The 2,147-nt window shown below is 28.6% G+C and carries 2 protein-coding genes; both read left to right on the forward strand.

Annotated features, from left to right (window positions below; translation table 11 throughout):
* Positions 1–26 precede the first annotated feature (26 nt).
* Positions 27–1,106: a S41 family peptidase gene (locus BUC03_RS14970; protein WP_073153933.1), complete on the forward strand. Its 1,080-nt coding sequence runs from the start codon at positions 27–29 to the stop codon at positions 1,104–1,106.
* A gap of 207 nt (positions 1,107–1,313) precedes the next feature.
* Entirely contained in the window at positions 1,314–1,943 is a 630-nt protein-coding gene (locus tag BUC03_RS14975; RefSeq protein ID WP_073153936.1) for a hypothetical protein, read from the forward strand.
* The last annotated feature ends 204 nt before the right edge of the window (positions 1,944–2,147 follow it).

Consider the following 2,147-nt stretch of genomic DNA (forward strand, 5'->3'; position numbering starts at 1 on the left):
ACTGTATAATTCCAACTAAGGTTTAGTTGTGTCCTGCGGACACAGACGCAAAAGCGTCAAAGTTAGCTCTTTTTACTATCTTTACTCCTAACCTTTCCTTAGCTGGGAAATTATACAAAACCGTTACCTGCAATATGAAAAAAATTTTATTTTCATTAATAGTTATATTTATATTCCAAAAATCTCTTTCTCAGAGTAATAATCTTTCTAGAAACGATAAGAAAGCAATAAAGCAAATGATAAAAAAATTTGAGAACTTTTCTATCAATAAGGATTCGATTAAATGGGATTTATTTGAGAATAAAGTTTGGCAAAGTGCAAAAACCTCCAAGGATTCTGCTGTAATTACTGCTTTAATTCTTAACGGAGATAAACATTCAAGTTATTACGACCAAGCTTCAAAATCTTATTTATATGGAAAATTAGATGAAGAGTATAAATATGAAAAAGTAACACCTTTTCAAAAACAAGAAAATATTGGCTATGTTAAGATAGAAACATTCATTAATAATAGAAATAGTTTAGAAAAAACTTTAGAAAATGGAGTCAAATACATTAATGGAAATATCGAAAAAATTAAAGAACAAGATTCAAGAAAATTAAAAGGATGGATAATTGATTTAAGAGAAAATCAGGGAGGAAATATGTGGCCAATGCTTATTTCCCTTACACCATTCTTAGAAGACGGTATTTTGGGATATTTTTATGTTGGTAAAAAACTAGACGAATGGAGCAAGAAAGAAAATCAAATTTTTGATGGTTCAGTAAATAAAACTAATAAATTCATAGGAGATCCAGTCAATTACAAATTAAAAAATGATAACTTAAAAATAGCAGTTTTAATCAATGGAAATACGGCCAGTTCAGGCGAAGCGACTGCAATTGCATTAATGAACAATCCGAATATTAAGTTTTTTGGAAGTAAATCAGCTGGTTATACCACATCCAATAAAAGTATTTCATTAAAAAATAATGATCTTTTAATTTTAACTTCGGGAGTAATGACTGATTACAAAAAGAAAAAATACTGGAATGGTATAAACCCAAGAATTATTATTTCAAATAATAGTGATTTAGTAAAAGAAATTACTGATTGGTTTGAGTAAAAAATACTGCAGGTAACAACGTATAATTCCAACTAAGGTTTAATTGTGTCCTGCGGACACAGACGCAAAAGCGTCAAAGTTAGCTCCTTTTACTATCTTTACTCCTAACCTTCCCTTAGCTGGAAAATTATACAAAACCGTTGTGGTTAATGTAAAAACGAAATAATAATTATAATAATATGATAAGCAATTTTTTTAAAAACTAATATGAAAACAATATTTCTAATTCTTACATTACTATTTACACAGCTATTTTATTCGCAAATTAAAATTCAGGAGGACAATCTAACCATTGAATATAAAAATAATAACAAAGCAGGTCAAATTGTAGGACTTGGTAATATAACTAATGTTTATTCCAAAGCTAAGAATTGGGTACAATACAGCGTTAAAGTTAGAATTGAGATGAGCGATAATAAAAAAAGAGCTTTTGATCCCAATAAATTTTCGCTTATAGATCCTAACAATAGAATACGATTAAGACCCATTGATATATCCAACTCAAATTATCTAAATCAGTGGCACTTGTATAGATTGATTAAGGATAAACCCAATTATAAATCACTGGAAAATAGGTATAAGCCAAATATAAAAGATTCTTATGTTGATTTTGAATTTGAAGGAATTAAAAATGCAATTATTCCAATAAACTATGACGCATATGATAAATATAAAATTAGTATAAAAGAACCGAATAAAGTAGCTCACGAATCCTATTTTGAACCTAGAGATTTAAAGAAACAAAATTTAAATTTATATTTTTTTATACCGGTAGGTTCAGAAACAGTTACTCTTTATTATGGGAATAAAAAAATTGCAGATATAGAATTAAATTAACCGTAAATAGCAAAATAAAGTAAAACACTAACCACAACATCGTATAACCGCAATTACGGCGGATTCGACTACGTCCGAATCCACTCGGAATTGCTAAGGCTTGTGCTAATTCCGAAATAATTGCTAATTTAACCCGTAACTGACGGTTATACGAAACCGTTAGCTAAAATACGAAACAAAAATCAGCGAGTTTAAAATAAGTTA

The organism is Mesonia phycicola (assembly GCF_900141885.1).
In the GTDB taxonomy this organism is placed as follows: Bacteria; Bacteroidota; Bacteroidia; order Flavobacteriales; family Flavobacteriaceae; genus Mesonia; species Mesonia phycicola.

Coding starts and splice junctions, on each gene's coding strand:
- BUC03_RS14975 (WP_073153936.1), top strand. CDS start 1,314: ATGAAAACAATATTTCTAATTCTTACATTACTATTTACACAGCTATTT.